At 42.5% G+C, this 16,637-nt stretch carries 9 protein-coding genes; 3 read left to right on the forward strand and 6 right to left on the reverse strand.

Annotated elements, in window-relative coordinates; translation table 11 throughout:
- Positions 1-45 precede the first annotated feature (45 nt).
- The 3 genes from IPO83_11085 to IPO83_11095 all read left to right on the forward strand — a co-directional run bounded on the left by IPO83_11085 (position 46) and on the right by IPO83_11095 (position 5,608).
- On the forward strand, positions 46-1,719 hold the full coding sequence (locus tag IPO83_11085; GenBank protein MBK9731809.1) for a hypothetical protein: 1,674 nt from the start codon (positions 46-48) through the stop codon (positions 1,717-1,719).
- A 35-nt stretch (positions 1,720-1,754) separates the two neighbouring features.
- The gene (locus tag IPO83_11090; GenBank protein ID MBK9731810.1) at positions 1,755-4,052 is read left to right on the forward strand and encodes a M4 family metallopeptidase; all 2,298 of its coding nucleotides are present in this window, start codon (positions 1,755-1,757) and stop codon (positions 4,050-4,052) included.
- A 395-nt stretch (positions 4,053-4,447) separates the two neighbouring features.
- Complete coding sequence (locus tag IPO83_11095) at positions 4,448-5,608, forward strand: hypothetical protein (GenBank protein MBK9731811.1); 1,161 nt, start codon at positions 4,448-4,450, stop codon at positions 5,606-5,608.
- 287 nt (positions 5,609-5,895) lie between these two features.
- Here IPO83_11095 and IPO83_11100 read toward each other — a convergent pair whose 3' ends face one another.
- From IPO83_11100 to IPO83_11125, 6 genes are all read right to left on the reverse strand, one after another.
- Positions 5,896-8,100 carry a glycoside hydrolase family 3 C-terminal domain-containing protein gene (locus tag IPO83_11100; protein ID MBK9731812.1) on the reverse strand — a complete coding sequence of 735 codons (2,205 nt, stop codon included), beginning with the start codon at positions 8,098-8,100 and terminating at the stop codon, positions 5,896-5,898.
- A 202-nt stretch (positions 8,101-8,302) separates the two neighbouring features.
- A complete protein-coding gene (locus IPO83_11105; GenBank protein ID MBK9731813.1) occupies positions 8,303-9,244 on the reverse strand; it encodes a glycoside hydrolase family 16 protein in 942 nt (313 codons plus the stop codon).
- A 298-nt stretch (positions 9,245-9,542) separates the two neighbouring features.
- Positions 9,543-10,412 (reverse strand): PKD domain-containing protein, encoded by an 870-nt coding sequence (locus IPO83_11110; GenBank protein MBK9731814.1) that lies wholly within the window; start codon positions 10,410-10,412, stop codon positions 9,543-9,545.
- Between the two features lie 70 nt (positions 10,413-10,482).
- The gene (locus IPO83_11115; protein MBK9731815.1) at positions 10,483-11,997 is read right to left on the reverse strand and encodes a RagB/SusD family nutrient uptake outer membrane protein; all 1,515 of its coding nucleotides are present in this window, start codon (positions 11,995-11,997) and stop codon (positions 10,483-10,485) included.
- Between the two features lie 40 nt (positions 11,998-12,037).
- Complete coding sequence (locus IPO83_11120) at positions 12,038-15,127, reverse strand: TonB-dependent receptor (GenBank protein ID MBK9731816.1); 3,090 nt, start codon at positions 15,125-15,127, stop codon at positions 12,038-12,040.
- A gap of 93 nt (positions 15,128-15,220) precedes the next feature.
- Positions 15,221-16,603, reverse strand: a complete 1,383-nt coding sequence (locus IPO83_11125) for a T9SS type A sorting domain-containing protein (protein MBK9731817.1) — start codon at positions 16,601-16,603, stop codon at positions 15,221-15,223.
- Positions 16,604-16,637 lie beyond the last annotated feature (34 nt).

Below are 16,637 nucleotides of genomic sequence, written 5' to 3' on the forward strand. Positions count from 1 at the left end.
GTAATATGTTTGGCGAAAATTAATTCATCAACAAAAAAAACGGACATGAAAAAAACTGCTTTGCTCCTTGTTATCTTCATAGTTACAGGAGGTCTCACTCAATTATTCGCACAGAATACCTTTCCTTCATCAGGTGCGGCGGGTATTGGAACTGCCACGCCGGCTGGTGCTTCATTACTGGAAATTAAATCCACTACAAAAGGTGTCTTGCTTCCACGCATGACCAAAACACAGCGGGATGCAATTGCCGGTCCGACGGAAGGTTTACTCATTTATCAAACCAATAACCAACCTGGTTTCTACTATTTTGATGGCAGCATCTGGAAATCGGTGTTGCAGCTAAAGAAAGATCTGTCGAACCTGAATCCTACATCAATCAATGAATCATTGGTTCCAAATGCGTCAGGCACTATAGATCTTGGCAGCAGCACTTTTAAATGGAGAGATGCTTATGTAACCAATATCAAATTTGCAGATGGCACTACACAATCTACGGCAGGCGGTGGTGGTGGTGCAGAAACAGATCCGCAGGTTGGCACCAATACAACGAACTATATTCCGAAATGGAATGGCAGTGCATTGATAACAGGAATACTGCAGGACAATAGCACCAACCTCTGGACTGGTGCACCGGCATTTGCCGGCACACGTGGCAAACTGGATTTGTACAACACTACCACTTCTAAAGGTCTGAATGTGGAAACGGCCATGAGTTCTACCGGCCAAACAGAAGGCATCCATAGTTGGGTGACTACTGCAAGCACCGGAATCAAGTATGGATTTTACAACCAGGTTTGGCAAACAACCAATGGAACGGGAAGTGTGAACGGTATCTTTAACGATATTCAGAATTATGGAACCGGTATTGGCTATGGCAACCGCACGACCATGGATCTCCTGGGTTCTGCCACTAACTATGGAAATTATACTTCGATCACTTCTGGCGGGACTGGTACTTTGTATGGCGATTACAAAACCATGAGCGGTTTAGGTACATTGTATGGTCAGTATATTTCAATTCCTGCAACTTCAGGCAGCAATGCTAAAACAGGTGTGTATGTAAATATTCCAAGCAGCACAGGAAGTAACTACGGACTTTTTTCAGTAGTTGACGAAAACAACAGCGGTAGCTATGCAGCTTTTCTTTATGGCAAAGTGTATTGTACCGGCAATGTAGGCATAGGTACCACCAACCCACAGGCGCAGCTTCAGGTTGACTTTGGCGAAGATGCAGAACCTACCGGTGGTGGATTTATCGTGAGTGGCAGCATGACTTCCACCAACATTGCAATTGATAACAATGAAATCATGGCGCGTAACAATGGTGCTGTGTCAAAATTATTTCTGAACAACGATGGCGGTGATGTTTCAATGTGTTACGCCGGCGGAAGTGTGATGATCGGCGCATCTGTTCCTGCAACCGGTTATTTACTAAGCGTGGATGGAAAAGTGATGTGCGAAGAATTGAAAGTGCAGCTATCTGAATCATGGCCTGATTATGTTTTTGATGAAAACTATTCTATGCCTTCCATAAGTGAGCTGAAGAAGTTTGTTACCACGAACAAACACCTTCCCGGAATTCCGGCAGCGGACGTAATGAAAGAGCACGGGTTATCAGTAGGAGAGATGCAAACCAAAATGATGCAGAAGGTGGAAGAACTTTCTCTCTACATCATTCAGTTGCAGGATCAGATTGATGCCTTAAAGCAACAACAGTAACAGTGTTTCATTTCATATCAACAAAAAACAAAATCATGAAAAGGACACTTCTAACTTCTTGCTTCATCATATTACTGATGGCGCAATGGATACAAGCGCAGCAACTGCAGCGCATAGATTTACTTACTAAAAAATTCAGCATCTACCTTCATCCCGACAGCAAGCCCGGATGGATTGAATTCAGAAATGATGCGCCTTATACAGCGGCACATCTCTTCGAAGAGCAACCTGATCTTATAGGATTACGCGGCAACCTCGATGAAATGCGCATACTTAACGTGAAAACAGATCCTGCAGGAAATTCACACTTTCGTTATGGACAATTCTATAAAGGTGTAAGAGTGGAAATGATCGAACAACTTGTGCATGAGAAAAAAGGCAGGGCCTATTTAGCCAACGGTGATTTTATCGCGGATCTTGATCTTAATGTGAATGCAACCATCGTTCCTTCCGCTGCTGTAGAAGCTGCATTGAAAGTGGTTCCTGCTGAAAAATATCTTTGGGAAAACGCAACACGCGAAGCAGATTTTAAGAAGGCGAAGAATGATGCCCATGCTACTTTAAAACCTCATGCGGAATTATTGATTATTAAAAAGGATGCAAAGGGTGTAAAGGAACCATCAAACTATGAGCTTGCCTATCGTGTAGCAGTGTTTGCTGAAAAACCATGGGCTGCAAAGTATGTTTACATTGATGCACAAACAGGAAATGTAATTCGCTCCCGTTCGCTCGATGTATTCTGTTCTTCAGGCACAGCACAAACTACGTTCAATGGTACGCAAACTGTACAAACTAAATTCACCACCACTGCATGCGACTTTGACGGTGATATTGAAACGTCCTATTTCTCTTGGGATGATTGCAATCCCGATACGGAAATCAAAAGCTGGTATGCTGATTCTTTTTCCGGTGACGATTATTACAAATGCGATGGGAATAACGACTGGACTACAACAGGCAGCAGCAGAATGACGATTACATCATTGTGGTCAGCCAAGAAAGCATACAACTATTTTTTAAATACGCATGGTCATGAAAGTTTTGATGGTGATGATGGTTTGATTGATCTATTCAGCAATCGCAAATACACGACTGATGGTGGCGCTGAATACTGTAGTAATGCGAATTATACCAACATCATTGACAATCTCAATTTTGGAGCTGGCTCGGATTGCACATCCGGTACCACCGATGATTTCAACACGCTCGATATTGTAGGACATGAATACACGCACGGTATAATAGAATATGCGCATTTCGATGCATTAGATTATTCTGATGAGTCAGGTGCACTGAATGAATCCTTTGCTGACATCTTTGGTGAAATGGTGGAGAACAATGTTGAAGGATCCATTGACTGGATGGTGGGCGGCGATAAATCAGATGGCGAACTAAGATCTTTTTCCGATCCAAAATCTGATGGACAGCCTGACACTTATTTGGGAACCAATTGGGAAAGCGGAGATGATGACAATGGTGGTGTACATACCAATAGTGGTGTGCAGAATTTTGTATTCTTCCTCTTAGCGAATGGAGGAAGCGGTACCAACGACCTTGGCTGGGAATATAATGTAACCAGTATCGGATGGGAAAGTGCAAGGGACATTGCCTGGCAGGCAATGATGAATTACCTCGATGGTGACGACGGTTACATTACCGCACGTAATGCATGGATTCAATCAGCTAAAGATTTATTTGGCAGTTGTTCGCAGGAAGTGATTTCCGTTGGGGAAGCATTTATGGCGGTGGGCGTTACACATTACACGCCTTATAATCTTGCATCGTTGTGTGGAACGTATGCTACTGTTACTTCAATTGACGCTGCTGAAGAAGTGCGTAATGCGACTGTTTTCTTCAATAATTTTTTAACTGATTGCAACACTACCATTAATTCAGGGGCTATCGTAACTGTTGAGAGTGGAAATCTCATCACATTTCACCCGGGATTTACGTCACTCAGTGGAAGTTTATTTACTGCTTTTATTGACAAGTGTGAGATGAGTGATTATAATTCCGGTGATCTCAAAAATGAAACGGTGAGTGAAGGTCAATTGCAGGCATCATCATCTCATGATTTAACCATCAGCATCTATCCGAATCCTGCTGGCCCGTTTACGACTATTGAATTCGACTGGAAAAATGATACGCCTGTCGAACTGTATATAATGGATGTAACTGGCAGAGTTGTACAATCTGTTTTAAAGAATGAAGTGCTTGATGATCCTCATTATCGTACAGAAATAAATACAACCGGTTTTTCAAATGGACTGTTTGTATGCGTGATGAAATCCGGCAACGAATCGCACATTCAAAAATTCCTGGTGCAGCATTAGCCCCACATTTTTTGTAGAAAAAAAAGCCCTCTTCAGCGGATCATTTTCTGAAGAGGGTTTTTGCCAGTGGAACATACAATTTCGCCATTGTTCCGCTGATTGATGCTCCTTTCTCATGTGCTTGAACAAATGAAAACATTGCGATACAGAATTTTCGCCTTGGAAAATACATCATCAAAAAGCACAACCAATGCATACTGAAAACTGTCATCGACGATGAAAGCACGAGCATAATTCACCAGACTTTGGGTGAATAGCAATAACATGAAAGCACCTGTGCATCCTGTTAGCTAATGCCAATTTGGTATCCACTTATTTTGGTTTTTTTTCAGCCATAAAATCGAATTTTAAGAGTATTTTACAGCTACAATTTTGTAATTATCAAATTAAAGTTCATGAGAAAATTTACGTTCATTATTTTTCTATTTGCCAGCGCATTTGGATATGCACAATCATTACCGATTGACTTTGAGTCGGCCATCACAACTGCCGACTTTATCAATTTTGATGGCGGCACCGCTACCGTCATCGCGAATCCTCAATCTTCAGGAAATAACACCAGTGGAAAAGTGGCACAGATTGTTCGCAATGGAGGCCAGGTTTGGGGAGGCAGCAAACTAATCATGGCCAATAACCTTGATTTTTCGACCGCAGGCATTATATCTATGAAAGTATACACAGCCGCTCCGGCTGGCACCATCGTAAAAATTAAATTAGAAAACGGAACCGGTTCCGCAGAAGCTGATGTACCTACAACGGTTTCTAATCAATGGGAAACCATGTCGTGGAATTTCTCCGGCCAACCTTCAGTTTATAACAACCTGGTTTTCATGTTTGATTTTGGTAATGTAGGCAACGGTTCAGCCAGTTCCACTTTTCTCTTCGATGATATTCAGCAAGTATATACCGGAGCGCAAATTGATTTGCCTGTTGATTTTGAAGGAACCAGCACCAACTACAGCACCACGGATTTTGGCGGTAATGTATCCTCACTGGTTGTTGATCCAACTAACGCTGGCAACATGGTGATAAAGGTGATCAAAACAGCAGGTGCTGCCACCTGGGCGGGTACTACCATTGGAACACCCTCAGGTTTCGCCACCAATATTCCATTGACACTTACCGATAGCAAAATGACTGTTCGTGTGTGGTCGCCGGCTGCCGGCACTCCCATTCGACTGAAAGTGGAGGATTCAAATGATCCGACACACACCTGTGAAACGGAATTAAATACCACGCTCACGGCCAATTGGGAAAGCCTTGTTTTTGATTTTATTAACCAGGCGCCTGGAACAGAATTGCTGAGTGTAGGCCTGAGCATGGGCTGGCACTATAACATGGCTTCCCTCTTTTTTAATTTCGGCACAGATGGCGCAACCGCCGGTGAGAAAACTTATTATTTTGACGATGTAGCATTCGGCGAAGTGGTGCTTGGTATCAACGATCCTGCAGTTGAAGTGCTGAACGCCTATCCAAATCCTTCCAACAGTCAGTGGACCATCACCTCAAAAGAAAAAATTTCCACGATTGAAATTTTCGATGCCGTCGGCAAATAGGTGTACAATTTAAATCCTGACAGTCGCGAAGTAACCGTTGATGCTTCAGCTTTTGCAGCAGGTATATACTTGTCAAGAATGACAACAACATCCGGTTCAGTCAATATCAAGCTGATAAAAAAATAATTAGCAACAACACAATAAGAAGCCGGGCATTAAGCTGCCCGGCTTTTTATTTTACGCCACATGAGTTGGATGTATCCATTAAAATATTTTTCGCCTGTTTCCGTATTGGCTTCTTGAATATTTTCCAATGGCAATTCATCACACTTTATACGGAATCGTGCTTACTTTAGAAAGAAATCATGCCCGTTTTTAGTGGAGGAGTTTTCACCGATGTAGGCTGTGAATTTTCCTGCCTCAGCACCCCAGCTCATATCTTCACGATAGAAGCATAACATCTCGTTGCTTATTTTGAATGAAACAGTTTTTATTTCTCCCGCTTTTAAAAATATTTTTTGAAAACCTTTCAACTCCTTCACTGGCCTCGTGGTGCTGCCTACCCAATCACGGATATAAAGCTGCACCACTTCTTCGCCATCACGGCTTCCGGTATTGCTCACTTGTACGGAAGCAGTTACAGTTCCATCCTCATTGATTTCTGTTTTATCTAAAACCACAACATCATACTTAAAAGTAGTATAGCTCAATCCGTATCCAAAAGGAAATAAAGGAGAGTTTTCAGTATCGCGGTATTTCGATCGATAGACACGTTCCGTGGAAGGTTCATTATAGTTGCCCGTATAGAGTCGTCCCGTCTGTTTGGAATTATAATAAATGGGCACCTGGCCAACGGTGCGTGGAAATGAAATGGGTAACCTTCCCGAAGGGTTATAATCACCAAACAATACTTCGGCAACGGCATGTCCTGTTTCAGTACCAAGTGTCCAGCAGGCCAGTACAGCAGGTGTCTGATCTTCCAGGAAACTCAGGTCAATCGGACGGCCATGAAACATGCATACTATCACCGGTTTTCCTGTTGCCATCATTGCCTTTACCAATTGTTGCTGCGCACCAGGCAAGCGAATATCTGAACGGCTGCCGGCTTCACCATTCATTACTGCAGACTCACCCACTGCAAGAATAACTACATCTGATTGCTGCGCAATTTTTTTTGCTTCGCTGAATCCACTGGTATCGTTTGTATAAAAGTCGCAGCCCTTAGCGATCATGACTTTACAATTTGCACCCACTTTTTCTTTGATGCCTTCTGCTACGGATACTACATCTTTTGCTTCACCAAAAAATGCCCAGCAACCATTTTGTTCGGTTTTATCTTCTGCCAAAGGACCAATCAGTGCTATACTTTTAATTGATTTGTTCAATGGCAAAATATTCGATGTGTTTTGTAATAGCACGATGGACTTTTTTGAAATGTCAAATGCGGCAGCACGACTTTCCTTAGATAAAATTTCCGTAGCTTCTTTTTTTTCATCACCATATTGATAGGGATTATCAAATAGACCCAGGTCATATTTTAATGCCAGTGTTCTACGAACGGCTTCATCCACATACTTAATAGCTACGCGGCCATTCTTCACCATTTCCGGTAATTCTTTTATGTAGATATCAGCCATCATGTCCATATCCACACCTGATTTAATTGCCAATGCACCTGCTTCGTTCCGATCAGTCACATTACCATGTGAAATCATTTCTTCAATAGATTGCCAGTCGGAAACAACTAAACCTTTGAAGAGCCATTCTTTGCGTAAAACTTCATCCAATAAGAAAGGGTTACCTGTTGCAGGTACGCCATCTAATTCGTTGAAAGAGGTCATGATGGTTGCAGCTCCTGCATTCAATCCTGCTTTATATGGCGGAAAATAGGTTTCACGTAACCTGCGTTCCGACATGTCGACTGTATTGTAATCACGCCCTCCATCAGGGGCGCCATAAGCGGCAAAATGTTTGATGCAGGCAGCTATTGTATTTGCATCTTTTAAATTGTTGCCTTGAAAACCTGTTACACGGGCCACAGCAATAAGACTTCCCAGATAAGGATCTTCACCTGCGCCTTCAGCCACACGGCCCCAGCGCGCATCACGACAGATATCAACCATGGGTGCAAAAGTCCAGTTGATACCGGATGCACTTGATTCTCTCGCAGCAACCCGCGCTGATTTTTCTATCGCAGCCAGATCCCAACTTGCTGCCTCGCCTAAGGGAATAGGAGTGATCGTTTTGTAACCATGAATGATATCGGCTCCAATCAGTAATGGAATTCCCAATCGTGATTCCTTCACTGCAACCTCTTGCAGGTGACGGATATTTTTTGCGCCATTTGTGTTGAAGATGCCAGTTATCCTGCCTTTTCGGATGGCTTCATCATAATTGGAAACTTTAACTTCAGCGGTAGCAGCCGGTCCTGTTAATATGCTACCTACCACAAAATTCAACTGGCCGCATTTTTCTTCCAGTGTCATTTTTGCAAGCAACGTTTCAATCAATTCATCCTTTGGCGATAATGGAACTGTTCGTGTTTCCGGCATTTCTTTTTGTCCTGAACATACAGCAAAGATGAGGAGTAGTCCGATAAAGTGAAAATTGTATTTTTTAATATTCATGGGTAAAGATTTTTTTTAAACAAACCTATGGCTGCACGCATCAAAAAGCGTGTGCTTAATCTTCAGAAATTTCCGGTGCTGATAAGATCCGATTGATATTTTCCTGAAAAAATATCAGCTATTCATCTTACAATTTTTCAAAAACACGGATGTAATCCACCAGCATCTGCTGTGGGAAAACGGTGGTAGCATCCGGATAGCCGGGCCAATTGCCACCGACTGCTACATTAAAAATGACAAAGAATGGTTCGTTGAATGGATAGATGGCGCCAACCTGCGCTTGCGTAACCTGAAAGTAAGAAATGTCATCTACCAAAATCTGAATACTACCTTGCGACCAGATAAGGGAAAACACATGGTATTTATCAGAAAAATCACCGGAGGTTAAAGCCTGAGTAGCAGTAAGTGAAGTGCTTTGCGTTGCGCCCTGTGGTCCATAATGAATAGTTCCATTTACCACATTCGGAATGCTTCCGATAACTTCCATGATATCAATCTCTCCGCAATTAGGCCAGCCTGTCTGATCAATCTTTGAACCCAGCATCCACAATGCAGGCCATATACCTTGTCCTTTTGGCAACACGGCACGAATATCAACCCTACCAAAAGTGAAGTCCTTTTTATTTTTTGTTAAGAGTCTTGCTGAAGTATATTCGCTGCCACCATAATTTTCTTTCTTGGCCACAATCACCAGATTACCGTTGGAAACATAAGAATTGCCTGAACTGTTGGTGTAATATTGAGATTCATTATTTCCCCACCCGCTGTTACCAATATCATATCCCCATATTGTATTGTCAATTGAAGTGCCGTTGAATTCATCTTTCCAGAGAGTATTGTATCCTGCATAACTTTCCGGTGTGATGTAACCATCAAGTGGCACATATATGTAAGTGTCATCATTGCGAATGGTTCCTGTTCCCTCGTTAGTAGCCAATGTGGCATTCACAGGATTTGACAACACCACTTCAAATTGCTTATCTGTTTGCTTAACAGTGTCACCAATCACTGTTACATTGATAGCTGCCTCATTGCTGTTCGCAGGAATGGTGAGCGTTCCACTTTGCATTTCATAGTCATTACCAGCCAGCGCTGTATTATCCTTTGTTGTGAAATTCACGGTCACTTCTTTATCTGTTGGCTTACTTAAATTTACCTTGAATGGAAAGTTTGAAGCACCATCACCTTCAAAAAGTGTAACGCTGTTGATGGACAAGGATGGAAGAGCAGGTGCAGGCGTCTCTGTATTTTTATCATTACAGGAGGTACAGATAATTAAAGCAATTAAAAACATGTTTTTCATTTTCGGGTTAATTTTTTTGCTTCTTGAGATGTAACCGAAGTTAAGCTATCAAAAAATAGAAATCTTACTTAGGAACAAAAGTAAATTGCCAAAAACCTGGTCCAAAATTGATGAGCACAATCAGTTTATCTTCTGTCAGTTCTTTTATCTGATAGGTAATGTTGCTCTGTGGCGTAACTACTTCCATTCCGTTTGCAACTTTGTAGAGTCCCAAAAATACCCCTGATCCATTGAGTGTTATTTCAGTTTCATTCACTGTGAAACTATTGATGTTAGAGTTCCAGTCGTTGTATTGCGGAGGCCATGCAGTGGAGGGTTGACAACCTGGAGCACATCCCATATCAGCAGGTGTAACATTGCCGGAATTATCAGTGTCTGCCCAAAAATCACCTTTGTTATCATACTGAAAGGTGCCGTCAATACTGAAGCTATATTCATCATTGAACATGCAACTGCGCACAGCAACATCTGCTTCACCGGTTTGGTACCAAACGGTAGTGAAGTCAGCATCAGGCCCCACTTTCAATGCGCCTGCGGCAGGTTCCAGCACCCATGTTTTGGTACTGCATGATGTAAGCAATTTGATATTGCCGAAGCAAGCGTCAGGATCATCCTGCCCAATCGTAACTTCTTTAGTGGCAGTGCCAAAACCACCGGCATTGAATGATTGTAGTGTTACAGTGTAAGTTCCCGCGTAAGGATAGTAAGCTTCCACCACGGAAGAATCCGCTTTTGCACCATTGCCCAAATCCCATTTGTGAAGGAAGGTTCCAGGCGTTTGATCAACCAGTAATAAATAATTAGGACTGCTTGTTGTTTGCACATCAAATGATACCGTTGGCGGAGCAGGCAGGTCAGTAATATTATCTTGCTGGCATGCCTGGATATTGAAAAAAATCACCAGCATGCATCCGAGTTCTTTTAGTTTTTTCATGTTCAAATACATATTAAATTTTTAACAAAAGATTAGAATTTTACAACTGAAATCCTGATTGAATTTTTTTTTAGTACCCCTGATTTTGAACCATGGCACCTTGCGAAATGTCGATTTCCTGTTGTGGAATCGGCAGGTATTCATTCTTGTTTGGTTGATAGCCGAGAGCCCCTAAAACGGTAGTTGCTTTATTCGTGCGGATCAGGTCCCAGAATCGTGCTCCTTCTGTTGCAAGTTCCAAACGGCGTTCGGTGGCAATGTCGTCGAGCAAGGTTGTTCCACTTGAAACTCTGTCAGGCAAGCCAACACGGCTTCGCACCTGGTTGAGATATAGTTTGGCTTTTCCTTCATCACCTGATCTGGCAAATGCCTCGGCGGCCATCAGCATCACATCAGCCAACCTTATCTCTTTAATGTTATAGCCCCAGTTTAATGCCGGCTCACCGGAAGTGGCTTTAAAATCCTGTAGCGGCGCGTACTTGTTGATAAAGTAATCAGTATTCTGATAACTGACGGTATAAGAGGCGCCCGCATTTTTGAGTGCTTTTCCATCAATAATGGTCGCTGCAAAACGCGGATCATTTTTCATGAAATCAACCAGATCTTCTGTGATAGGACAAAAGCTCCAGCCATTTGCATAGTCAGGTCCTACAAAATCGCGTATGCCGAAAAACTGAACATTGTAATTGCCTTCAGTGAAGTTGATAAAATTTTCATAACCGCCATGTTGATTGCTTGAGTGAACAATTTCATAAACAGACTCTACACCAAATTTATTATCAGGTTTAAATATGTCGGCGTAGTTTGTTTCTAATGCATAAATACCTGAGGTGATCACATCCTCAAGTAAAGATGCTGCTTCCGCCATTCTTGCATTATCGTTTTCAAACAAAATAACTTTTCCAAGTAGTGCTTTAGCAGCTCCTTTTGTAATGCGTCCGAGTTCATCCGGTGTAACCGTTTCAGGTAACTGCGATTCACCAACCGCTGCCTGGAGGTCCGATTCGATCTGAGCATAAATAGCTGCCGGAGTAGTTTGTGTTTGCGTATAAATTTCTTCCGGTCCGAGTGTTTTTGTGATGAGTGGAATATTTCCAAACATTCTTACCTGGTCGAAATAAAAATAGGCGCGTAAAAATTTTACTTCCGCGATATAACGTGCCTTTTTTTCCGGCGTCATATCTTTTATATCCGGATTTTCCATTTTTTCAAGGATCAGGTTGGCACGATAGATTCCAGTATAGTTTTTATTCCATAAACCTCTTTGAGGGCCAAGAAAAGGATCAAGCGTAAAGTTATCCCAGGCCACCCAGTTAGGCTGATCGGATGCATCACTGCCTCCGGCATAACAATCATCTGAAGCCGCGTTGAGCAAACCAAGTTTCATTGTCCATCCGTTGGTACCGCCCCATTGTGTTACATCATACACCGCAACCACGCCTTCAAAAATTTCTTCGTCGGTCTGGTAGAAATTTGATTCCAGTTGCGTACCAATCGGTTCAAGTTCTAAAAAGCTTTTGCCGCAAGACATCATTGACATCATTGCGATGGAGAAGAATAGGATTTTACGATTGAGATATTTCATTTTCTATCTTTTTTAAGATGTGATTTCAGATGTTAAAAACTTAAAAAGTGATATTGCCTCCAATGAGAAAGGACATGGCCTGCGGGTAAACGCCTCTGTCAACTCCAAAACTGCTGCCGCCAATTTCAGGATCGAAGCCATGGTATTTGGTGATGGTTCCGATATTATTTCCTGAAACATACACCCGTATTTTTTTAATGCCTGCTTTGGAAGTGATCTCGAGCGGCAAAGTATAACCGAGTTGCAATGTCCGGATACGAAAGAAGGACGCATTCTCCACATAAAAATCAGAGGAGCTGCTGAAATTTTTATTGGGATCATTCATCACCAAATGCGGATATGAATCGGATGTTCCTTCACCGGTCCAACGGTCGAGAGCATCGGTAGTCATATTTGCCATTTGCAAATCAAATCGGCGGGTAGCATTAAATACCTGTGCACCGGCAATACCTTGCCCGAACAAAATAATATCAAATCCTTTCCAACTCGCTGAAAGGGTGAATCCATAAATCAAATCCGGAACCGGATCGCCAATTTTTGTCCGGTCATCGGCATCAATGATTCCATCACCATTGATATCAACAAATCTGAAATCACCCGGTGTTGCATCGGGTTGAATCAGTTGTCCGTCAATTCCGGTGTAACTGTTTACTTCTTCCTGATTCTGGAAAATGCCATCCGTTTTGTAACCAAAGAAATAACCAAACGGCTCACCCACTGAAGAGCGTGTGATTTCAAGACCTTGCGGGCTGAAGGTCTGTCCAACGATATATTCTTTATCAGGTCCTAAATCAGTAACGGTATTTTTAAAATGTGAAAGATTGCCGCTGAAATCAAGGGTTACTGTTCCTATCGTTTTGGTATATCCTAATTCCAATTCTATTCCTTTATTTTCCATGGAAGCAATATTCCCGACAGGACCAGCATTACCGACGTAACCCGGAACAGCAATATCAAGCAACATTCCGCTGGTTTTTTTTATGAACCAGTCAAACGTGACCGTGAAATTTTTGAATACCCTTGCATCCAATCCAAAGTTGGTTTGTTTTGTTTCTTCCCAACGGAGGTCAGGATTAGCAAGTGCATTTGGCGTAGAACCATTGATGAGTGATTCATCAACACCAAAAGTATAATTGCGGAACCCGCCGATAGTAGAAACAAAACGGAAGTCACCGATCTTGTCATTTCCATTGATGCCCCATGATCCTCTGATCTTTAAGAAATTAACGTAGGCATTGTTTTTAAAGAAATCTTCCTCTGTAACCACCCAGCCTGCGGATACAGAAGGAAAAGTTCCATAACGGTAATTCTCACCGAACTTAGGTGATCCGTCGACTCTGAAAAGTGCTGAAAAAAGATATTTACCGGAAAAATCATACGTAACACGACCTAAATAAGAAACCAAAGCACCTTCATATTCATAACCACCGAAACCCTGGTTCTCCGGAGCAACAGCAAAGAGGAGTGAGGCATTTGATATATCAGTTGCTGGAATGTCCTGTACTGATCCAGTCAAACCTTCTCCCTGGTTATGTTCTGCCACCATGCCGGCCAGAAAATTAAAGTTATGTTTTTCAGCAAATGTTTTCTGATATGAAATCGTGTTGTCCCAATTCCAGTAGATGCCACGGTTTTGCGAACGTGCATAGCGGTTGATGTCCAATCTGTTTGCGGCATTCAGATAATAAACCGGTGAAAAACTTTCTGCACCCCAATACGCAAAATCAACTCCGTATGCGCTGCGGTATTTGAATCCTTTGAAAGGCATCAGTTCCAAAAACACATTGCCGGCAATTTTATCGCCCCAACCGTTGCTTTGATTTACTTTAATGGCTGCTACAGGATTCAGTATTTCCGATGTTACATAAGGCGAAATGCCATAAGGTTGTCCGTTATCATCCAATACTACCGCGAAGTTTTGAAAGATATCACTGTTCAGTACATCCGGACGAGTTTCAATCAACGGAGTTATCGGATCAAGATTGATTGCACGACCGAGCGGCGAACCATATTCGGTATTGTCCGGAACACCTTGTCCGTTGTTGCGGGTGTAACCTAAAGTATGACCTACCGTGATGTATTTGTTGATATTGTGGGTTGCATTGAAACGGATTGTATACCGTTGAAAGCTGGATTGGCTAGACGATACAATACCTGTCTGATCGAAATAGCTAAAGGAACCATAGTACATTGATTTACCGGAGCCGGCGGAAATACTGAGATCATGATTATGAACCGGCGCATTTTTTTCAAAAACGGCAGCCTGCCAGTCTGTTCCTTCACCCAGTGAATCAGGGTTAGAAAATAAAACATTACCACCTGATGCTACCGATGATTCATTCATGAGAATAGCATATTGCGTGGCATTTAAAAGTGAAAGTTGACGGGTTGGATTTTGTATTCCATAATAACTGTTCAACGACACTTCCAACATATCTTTCTTCCCTTTTTTCGTGGTAACTAATATTACACCATTTGCTGACCGCGCACCGTATATTGCTGCTGAAGCAGCATCTTTTAAAACCTCTATACTCTCAATATCGCCCTGATTTAAGTAGTCTATACCACCGGAAATAGGAACACCATCCACTACGTACAGCGGATCGGAGTTATTGATGGAAGTGGTGCCACGAACCCTGACAGTTGCGGCCGCGCCTGGTGAACCGGAATTGGAAGTAACCCAAACACCGGAGGTTCTGCCTTGCAGTGATTGTTCAATACGCATTACCGGCATACTTTCCAGATCATCGCCGCGTACTTTTGAAATTGCTCCGGTAGTAACACTTTTCTTCTGTGTTCCATAGCCGACTACCACTATTTCATTGAGCAAATCATCATTCTCCAGTGCTACATTAACAGTTGACTGATTGCCTACTGCTGCTTCCTGACTTTTATGTCCTACATAAGAAAATACGAGGATGGCGGACTTTCCGGCTACGTTAATCGAGAAATTACCGTTCTCATCGGCTACAACACCGTTTTGTGTGCCTTTTTCCAGCACAATTGCGCCGATCAATGGTCCACCGGCATCTGTAACAGTGCCATTGACGGTTAAAGTGCCTTGCGCATAGATCACGGAACAGTTTAAACAGAGGAGCAGTATGATTCCGTACTTCATGAATTTTATCATATGGAGTGGTCTTTCTTTATCAGGCCTGATCTGAGGGGGAACCAGGTTCCCCCTCAGCAAGCTGAGCAATTATGAAAAAACTTACGGTAATGATTAATGACGAACTATTACTTTTTGAGTCTGTATCACGTTTCCCGTGCGGATGGAAATTAAATACAATCCTGAAGGCAAATCAATGGTTGAAATTCCAGACAATTGGTTATTCACGGTTTGGTTATATACCTCTTTACCAAGCATATTTGAAACGGTTAGTGTTACCGGTTCTCCGGATGGTGCATGATTCAATGCAACATTTATAGTGGCATCAGCCAATGTTGGATACGTTTTAAAAAGATTGCTGACCGATTGAATGTCCTGAATGCCGGTCGACAATTTATGGAAGTAAACATTATCTACATAAACAGTGCTTCCGCCGGCAACATAAATCAATTGTGCCATGTGTGCCATGGAAGTCAATCCTGTAAATTGAGAAAGTGGAATATCGAAACTGATCCAGCTTCCGGTAACTATAGCTGGTGAAGTGGTTGCGTTATAATCCAGTTGTTGTTCGGTGTCATCTCCTCCTCCAAAAGCACCGTCGGCGCCAAAATCTACCAGCTTCATACCAAATGTGGAAGCATCAGGTGTCCAGATATCAGTATGGAAATAGGTCATGTTAGTAGCATCGATTGTCTGCGAGGTAAATTCAATGCCACAGAAAACCAGGCTGCTATATTTCTTCACTGAATCACCGGTTCCTATTACATAATTGCTGAGGTCGGCGGCATCCCATGAAGCGGACCAGGTATCAACCGGTACATTGTTATATGCATTGCTGAACAAGGAAATGACATCGGTTTGCAAGGGAGTAGGTAAAGGAGCAGAAGTGGTTGGTTCGGTAACTGTAGTTCCTCCGTTGTAGAAATAAATATTGTCAACAAATGCAGTATTGCTTGCTGAAACATACAGCAATTGTGCAATATGCTGCTTGGAAGTCATGTTAGTGAAATTCGCAATAGGAATATCAAAACTGATCCAGGTATTCGTAACTATCGCAGGCGAAGTGGTTGCATTAAAGGCCAGTTCCTGTTCGGTATCATCACCACCTCCGTATGCTCCATCTGCTCCAAAATCCACGAGCTTAATACTAAATGTTGCAGCATCCGGTGTCCACAAATCCGTATGGAAATAGGTCATGTTGGTTGCATCAATCGTTTGCGAGGTAAACTCTATTCCGCAGTATGCGAGGTTGCTGTATTTCTTTACTGAATCGCTGGTGCCAATTACATAATTGCTAAGATCAGCGACATCCCAAACTGCTGACCAGGTGTCAACCGTTACATTGGAATAGGCATTACTGAAAAGTGAAATCACATTGGCTGCCGCTTGCGTTGGCGCAGGGGCGGAAGTAGTTGGGTCGCTTGCAACAGCGAGCTTCAGTGAAAAGCTACTGAGGCAACAAAGGAAAATGAAAATTTTTGTAGTGATGTTCTTCATGTTTTAAGGTTTAGTTGAAGTGAACAAAAAAGAA

The organism is Chitinophagaceae bacterium (assembly GCA_016717285.1).
GTDB lineage: Bacteria > Bacteroidota > Bacteroidia > Chitinophagales > UBA10324 > JACCZZ01.